Source organism: Vibrio sp. OPT46 (assembly GCF_015163535.1).
GTDB lineage: Bacteria > Pseudomonadota > Gammaproteobacteria > Enterobacterales > Vibrionaceae > Vibrio > Vibrio alginolyticus.
Map to the genome: position 1 here is coordinate 11027 of NZ_JADDYG010000236.1, position 7226 is coordinate 18252.

A 7226-nucleotide genomic window follows, 5' to 3' on the forward strand; every position below is an offset into this window, starting at 1 on the left:
TTTAATTGTTTCCATATGGAAAATATGTTTCTGATTCAGGAAAAATTTTTGTGAAGTGAATCACCTTATGTGTCGTTCTACAACGTCATTGATCCTGTTATTTAGGAATAGAGATGTAAGGCGCCAAACGTTGGTCCCAATGACAAGGGTTGCCGATCTTCTGTTTGATAAAGTTAATCACTGCGGATATTTTTTTTGGCATATGCTGGCGGCTTGGGTATACCGCATAAAACGGCATCGACTGGCTGGCTTTCCAATCAGGTAACAGCTGTATTAACTTACCCGTTCTGAACTCATCACCCAGCAAGTAAGTGGCAAGGTAGGCAATACCCCAACCTGCAATAGCCGCATCCCGAACGGCTTCTGCCAGATCTACTGAATAGTTACCCGAGACTTTTACGTTCAATTCTTGCTGATCTTTGGTAAACGCCCACCCCGTATAGTCACGCTCCCAGCTTCTGTATATGAGGCAGTTGTGAGCAGATAGGTCATCCGGTTCTGTTGGCGTGTCATGTTTCAATAAGTAATCTGGCGATGCCGCAACAACAAACTGGCAATCCGTCAAACGCTGCGCAATGTAACCTTCAGGCAAATGCTCGTTGTTGGTTACCCATAAATCGAGCCCTTCGGCTAACATATCGACCTTATAGTCAAACAGATGTACTTCCACTTGAAGTTGAGGATACAGTTCGCGTAACTCTTGAATCGCTGGAATAATGTGTAAGGTACCAAATGATTGCGACAACCCAAGACGTACCAAACCTGCTACTTCATCCCGCTGGGTTTCCATCTCTAATGTGGCGCTGCTCACCGCTTGTACCACTTGCTCACAGTGATGAAAAAAGGTTTTCCCTGCCTCAGTCGGCGTAAAGCTTCGCGTAGTGCGTTGAACAAGCTTGATACCAAGAGACGCTTCTAACTGACTCAACTGTTTACTCACATGAGACACCGACACGCCTAAGCTCTTTGCAGCAGCTGTGAAGCTTTTGTGTTTAAGAAGAGCGGAGAAAATCACCATTTGTGCGGCACGTTCAGATAACACGCTTTACCTCGATTTGGTTATAGAAAAAACAAAGGGCTCCGAAGAGCCCTTGTATTGAAGACTGAATGCCAAATTGTTTGATGGCAGATCAGTATTTAATGCGGTCAGCCAAGTGACTCACAGCAAGTGCGAAGTAGTAAGAGCGGTTCCACTTCATCAATACGTTGTAGTTATTGTAAACCAGATACGTACGACCATTCTCGTCGTCCGGCATGATCAACCATGCTTTGATGTCTTCATCCAGTTTTGGCAACGGGCTACCGTCATATTTTGTGATACCTAATTGGCTCCACTCTTGAAGGTATTTGCCTTTTTCAGCCGTGCGCCCTTCTAGGCTGCGATCAATATTTTTAGGAACCTTAACTTGGCGACCCCAAGTATATTTATCATCCCAACCAGACTTGCTCAAATAGTTAGCGGTTGATGCAAACACGTCCGCTTCAGATTGCCATATGTCTTTTTTACCATCACCGTTGCCGTCAGCAGCAAAACGAAGGAAAGAGCTTGGCATAAACTGGCATTGACCCATCGCACCAGCCCATGAGCCTTTAAAGTTCTCTAGCTCAATATGGCCTTGATCGAGGATCTGAAGTGCCGACATAGTCTCTTTACGGAAAAACTCTTCACGACGGCCTTCAAATGCCATTGTGGATAGTGCATCAATCACTTTAAAGTTGCCGGTAAACTTACCAAAGTTACTTTCAACTCCCCAAAGTGCCACAACAAAGCGCGGGTGGACACCGTACTCATCGCCTATACGCTTTAGCTCGGTGTAATGCTCTTTGTAGAGTTGTCTGGCTTGCTTCACCTTCCATTCAGGCACCGCGCGAGGAATGTACTCATCCAATGTCAGTTTCTTTTCTGGTTGGTTTCGGTCCGCTTTTACTGCTCGGGGCTTGTACTCAACATTAGCAAAAGCAGCACTAATGACCTGCTCTGAGATACCTTTATCACGAGCTTCAGCACGCAGCTTATTCAAGTATTCATCAAAACCCTCGCTACTTGCAAAAGCCGAGGTACACATACCAACGCTAAGCATGGTAGCCAGTATCTTTTTCATATTGCCCTCCTTGAGCAAGGCAGAAATCCCAGATGAAAAACGATGACGTTATTCGCCTTTCTGCTGGGCTTTTTGTTCTTTGTACTTTTCTAATAGGTTCTCCGGCGGCGGTGGAACCTGAAGAAAGAAGCCATCATTTTGTAATGAAGCCTTCACTTTTTCGATATCAACTTGTGCCAATTTACGGCCATCAAGTTTAATCGTCATGACAGCGATAGGCTTACCGAACATCTGCATTAAGGTGTCAGGAACCTGTGAAAAATCATCCTTTTTCGGAATATAGAGATAAGTACCTTCTTTTTTCGAGCTTTTATAAATAGAACAAAGCATGACACGCCTTTTATGCTGATTTAGCCGCGTTGAGTGCGGATTAGGTTGTAAACGTCAAATTCTCGCAAACTTAATAGCAAATTTGAGATTAATTCACCTATTTGCCCACGAGAGAACTTGCTGCGTCAAAGGATGAAATATAACATGACATACCTAGTTTAAGGCAACGCTCTTTCAATAAAGGCAAGAAGTCCACGATGACCCATTCACCAGACCTTAAAGGTAGCAGTTTTACATTGTCAGTTTTACACCTTTCTGACAATGAGATCGCAAAGACTGTCGAATTTTTGCAAGAAAAAGTTTCTCAAGCACCTTCTTTTTTTGCATCCGCGCCTTTGGTAATCAATATAGCAAAAGTACAAGGCGACATTGATTTCCCTAAGCTTAAACAAGGCATCTCAGATGCTGGTTTTATTCCGGTCGGTGTAACGGGCTGTAAAGACAAGCGTGTACAAAACCTTGCTTCCGAAGCTGGCTTCGCCATTATGTCGGCGAGCAAATCACCAAGCCAAGCACCTGCCAAAATGGCACCAACGAAAGTAGTTCGTACGCCTGTCCGCTCAGGACAACAGATCTACGCAAAAGATGGTGATTTGGTGGTGCTAGCGCACGTAAGTGCAGGTGCTGAAGTCATTGCTGACGGCTCTATTCATATCCATGGCACACTTCGAGGTCGTGCGATTGCAGGAGCAAGTGGTCAGCAGGAAGCGCGTATTATTTGCCACGATTTACAAGCAGAACTGGTATCCATTGCGGGTGACTACTGGTTAAGCGATCAAATTGAAAGCGAGTACTGGCAAAAGAAAGTAATGATCAGTAAAGCCGATGAATCATTACATTTAGAAGTTCTCGCGATTTAATCTAAAAAGGAAAAAAAATGGCACGCATTATTGTAGTAACGTCTGGTAAAGGTGGCGTTGGTAAAACCACTTCAAGCGCAGCCATCGCCTCTGGTCTAGCTCTTAAGGGAAAAAAGACCGCGGTGATCGATTTTGACATCGGTTTGCGTAACCTCGATCTAATCATGGGCTGTGAGCGCCGCGTCGTGTATGACTTTGTAAACGTCATTAACGGTGAAGCGACATTAAACCAAGCGCTGATCAAAGATAAGCGCACGGACAACCTATTTATTCTTCCTGCTTCTCAAACTCGTGATAAAGACGCACTGACAAAAGATGGTGTTCAGCGCGTATTCGGCGAACTTGATGAAATGGGCTTTGATTTCATTATTTGTGATTCACCAGCAGGTATCGAGCAAGGCGCGTTAATGGCCTTGTACTATGCCGATGAAGCCATTGTCACAACGAACCCAGAAGTCTCTTCTGTACGTGACTCTGACCGCATTCTCGGTATTTTAGATTCTAAGTCACTGCGTGCAGAACAAGGGCTAGAGCCAGTAAAACAGCATCTGTTACTGACTCGCTACAACCCATCTCGCGTCACTCAAGGCGAAATGCTAAGCGTTGAAGACGTAGAGGAGATCTTACATATTCCACTACTGGGCGTGATTCCAGAAAGCCAAGCCGTGCTTAACGCGTCAAACAAAGGTGTGCCAGTCACTTTTGACGATAACACCGATGCGGGTATGGCTTATTCTGACACCGTTGATCGCTTATTAGGCAATCAGGTTGAATTTCGTTTCCTTACTGAGGAGAAGAAAGGACTCTTTAAACGACTCTTTGGAGGCTAGACATGTCATTATTAGAATTTTTCCGTCCACAGAAGAAAACTTCTGCGAATCTAGCTAAAGAGCGTTTGCAAATCATTGTCGCAGAGCGCCGCAGCCAAAATGATCCTGCGCCGTCTTACTTGCCTCAATTAAAAGAAGACATCTTGAAGGTGATCAGCAAGTACGTGGCAATTGATCCAAATATGGTTGACTTAACATTTGAGCACAAAGACGACGATATCTCAGTTCTTGAGCTGAATGTGAAGCTACCAGACGAAGAAAAGTAATCAGTTTCTCTCGCAAGACGAATACTCTAATTAGAACGAAAAAGGTTGGCATCGAGGCCAACCTTTTTCATCTTTCATTACTTTAATGCTTTGTTCATCTTGTCGCCGAGTAAATCCAAACGCCACCCTTGCATCAAATCAGGCAATACTTCTGGGTCACGATCTTTTTTCCAAACCCAACTGATCAACTGATTGATCTGCTTTTTAGAGGCAAGGAACTCCGTGGCTAAACCTGACTTCTGCGAAGCCGATTTCACCAAGTCTTTCATATTTTTGAAGACCTGCTTGTAACCCGGATAGTCCATTAAACGCTCAATTTTCGCAGGATACTCTTCAGAAGGTGTTTGCTTCGCTTGTTTAACAATCGCGGCAATCTTCGCGCCATGGCGGTTAATCGCTCGGATATCAATATCTTCTGCTTCCATCTTCTTAAAGTTCGTTAAACCAAGACGAGCGACCGTTAATAGATCACCTTCTTTGAAGATAAAGTTCAGCGCTAAATCTCGTTTGATTGCTTCACGATAACGCCACGTCGCCAATGGCTTTAAAATCGCCAGCTCAGAAGGTTTTAATTGCCAAGCGCCCTTAATATCAAGGTAGGCATTCTCTTCATTGGTTACGCGAATACGTTTCGAAACGAGTAAATCACTTTCTTGCTGTACAGCTTCCCACCAACCTGCTTGCGTCACCTTATCGAACAGCTTTTCGTATAAGGGTAACAAGTAATGAACATCTGCGGCAGCATAATCTAATTGCTTTTGTGTCAGTGGACGAGCCATCCAGTCGGTACGTGATTCACTTTTGTCGAGCTCTACGCCTAAATATTCTTCCACCAGCGATGCGAAGCCTGTCGATAGGCCGTGACCGAGAAAAGCGGCCATCAGCTGCGTATCCACCATAGGGAATGGTGTACAACCAAAAGCGTTTTGGAAAACTTCTAAATCTTCACCACATGCGTGCAGCACTTTTAGCACAGAAGTATCTTTTAATAGCGCTACAAACGGCGTCATATCCGTTAATTCAGTCGGATCAATCAGCGAGAGGCGATTACCATCGAAAAGCTGAATCAGACCTAACTGCGGGTAGAAAGTGCGAATACGAACGAATTCGGTATCCAGCATCACTACGTCTGCCTCTCGGGCATGAGTGCAAACCTCTTCTAGGTCTTTGTTTTTAGTAATAATTTGATAGTTCACATACTTCTCGCTATAAAAAATGCCAGCAAAACGCTGGCATTCTATCATTTTTTAAATCTCTCGACTCGACGAAATCGGCTTATGCGCTTTTCTTCGCAAGTTCAGCGTCATTCTCTTCGCGTAAAACACGACGCAAGATCTTACCGACATTGGTTTTAGGTAAGTCTTCGCGGAATTCAACCAACTTCGGAACTTTGTAGCCAGTTAGGTGTTCTCGACAATGCGCGATCACTTCGTCTTTGGTCAAGCTCGGATCGCGTTTCACGACATAAATCTTCACTAATTCACCAGACACTTCATGCGGCTGACCAATAGCAGCAACTTCAAGTACTTTGCCGTGTAGTGCTACAACGTCTTCGATTTCGTTCGGGTAAACATTAAAGCCTGATACTAAGATCATGTCTTTCTTACGGTCAACGATATGCAGGAAGCCTTCGTCATCGAACTTAACGATGTCGCCAGTTGATAGCCAGCCGTCTTCGTTAATCGTATCTTTCGTTGCTTCAGGTCGTTGCCAGTAACCTTGCATAACCTGAGGACCACGAACTTGAAGTTCACCAGTTTCAGTATTCGCAAGAGCGTTGCCTTCTTCGTCCACGATACGAACTTCTGTTGATGGTACCGGCAGACCAATAGAGCCATTGTATTCAACAAGATCATGCGGATATGCCGCCACCAACGGAGAACACTCTGTTAGACCGTAACCTTCGAGCAAGTAGCAACCCGTGGTCTTTTGCCATCTTTCTGCCACTGAGCGCTGCACTGCCATGCCGCCGCCAACAGCTAAACGTAGATTACTGAAATCCAACTCGTGGAAATCTTCATTATTGACCAATGCATTAAATAAGGTATTCACGCCCGTAATCGCAGTAAACGGATGCTTTTGTAGCTCTTTCACGAACCCTGGAATATCTCTAGGGTTGGTAATAAGTAAGTTACGACCACCCATTTCGACAAACAGCAGACAGTTTACGGTAAGAGCAAATACGTGATACAGCGGTAACGCTGTTACGACTAATTCACGCCCCGGAGATAAAACCGGTCCGTACGCGCCTTTTGCCTGTAGAACGTTCGCAATCATGTTGCGGTGAGTCAGAATCGCACCTTTCGCGACACCTGTCGTCCCCCCCGTATATTGCAGGAATGCAATGTCATCCCCAGACATAAACGGTTTAACGTATTGTAGACGACGACCTTTACGTAGAGCCTGACGCATTGAGATAGCACCAGGTAAATCGTACTTAGGCACCATGCCCTTAACGTACTTCACGACAAAATCGACAATCGTACCTTTCGCTCGTGGCAGCATTTGACCAAGACTGGTTAACACTACGTGTTTGACTGGTGTTTTATCGACGATTTGTTCTAGCGTATTCGCAAAGTTAGACACAATCACAATCGTCGTCGCACCTGAGTCATTCAATTGGTGTTCAAGTTCACGAGGAGTGTAAAGTGGGTTAACGTTTACGGCGATACAACCTGCACGCAAAATACCAAATAATGCTACTGGGTATTGCAGTAAGTTTGGCATCATCAGAGCAACGCGGTCACCCTTTTGCAGTTTTAACTCGTTTTGCAGATACGCTGCGAATGCGCGACTACGCTCTTCCAATTTACGGAAGGTCATAACCGAGCCCATGTT

8 protein-coding genes are annotated in these 7226 nt (G+C 44.9%); 3 read left to right on the plus strand and 5 right to left on the minus strand.

Going from position 1 to position 7226, the window contains the following annotated elements:
- Positions 1 to 97 precede the first annotated feature (97 nt).
- The 3 genes from IQR33_RS09545 to IQR33_RS09555 all read right to left on the minus strand — a co-directional run bounded on the left by IQR33_RS09545 (position 98) and on the right by IQR33_RS09555 (position 2432).
- Entirely contained in the window at positions 98 to 1042 is a 945-nt protein-coding gene (locus IQR33_RS09545) for a LysR family transcriptional regulator (RefSeq protein ID WP_017634801.1), read from the minus strand.
- 88 nt (positions 1043 to 1130) lie between these two features.
- Positions 1131 to 2102 (minus strand): lytic murein transglycosylase, encoded by a 972-nt coding sequence (locus tag IQR33_RS09550; RefSeq protein WP_017634802.1) that lies wholly within the window; start codon positions 2100 to 2102, stop codon positions 1131 to 1133.
- Between the two features lie 48 nt (positions 2103 to 2150).
- Positions 2151 to 2432 (minus strand): YcgL domain-containing protein, encoded by a 282-nt coding sequence (locus IQR33_RS09555; protein ID WP_005382303.1) that lies wholly within the window; start codon positions 2430 to 2432, stop codon positions 2151 to 2153.
- A 197-nt stretch (positions 2433 to 2629) separates the two neighbouring features.
- On the opposite strand from IQR33_RS09555, the gene minC reads away from it, so the two are divergent.
- Genes minC through minE form a run of 3 tightly spaced genes read left to right on the plus strand, consistent with a single transcriptional unit; the run spans position 2630 to position 4388 of the window.
- A complete protein-coding gene (minC, locus tag IQR33_RS09560; RefSeq protein WP_005382304.1) occupies positions 2630 to 3292 on the plus strand; it encodes a septum site-determining protein MinC in 663 nt (220 codons plus the stop codon).
- 17 nt (positions 3293 to 3309) lie between these two features.
- The gene (gene minD, locus IQR33_RS09565) at positions 3310 to 4122 is read left to right on the plus strand and encodes a septum site-determining protein MinD (protein WP_005388331.1); all 813 of its coding nucleotides are present in this window, start codon (positions 3310 to 3312) and stop codon (positions 4120 to 4122) included.
- A gap of 2 nt (positions 4123 to 4124) precedes the next feature.
- A complete protein-coding gene (gene minE, locus IQR33_RS09570; RefSeq protein ID WP_005388332.1) occupies positions 4125 to 4388 on the plus strand; it encodes a cell division topological specificity factor MinE in 264 nt (87 codons plus the stop codon).
- Between the two features lie 77 nt (positions 4389 to 4465).
- On the opposite strand, the gene rnd is transcribed toward minE, so the two are convergent.
- Both rnd and fadD read right to left on the minus strand, forming a co-directional pair.
- Entirely contained in the window at positions 4466 to 5584 is a 1119-nt protein-coding gene (gene rnd, locus IQR33_RS09575; protein WP_031777213.1) for a ribonuclease D, read from the minus strand.
- 79 nt (positions 5585 to 5663) lie between these two features.
- On the minus strand, positions 5664 to 7226 hold a 1563-nt coding region (gene fadD, locus IQR33_RS09580), incomplete at its 5' end, for a long-chain-fatty-acid--CoA ligase FadD (protein WP_193843669.1).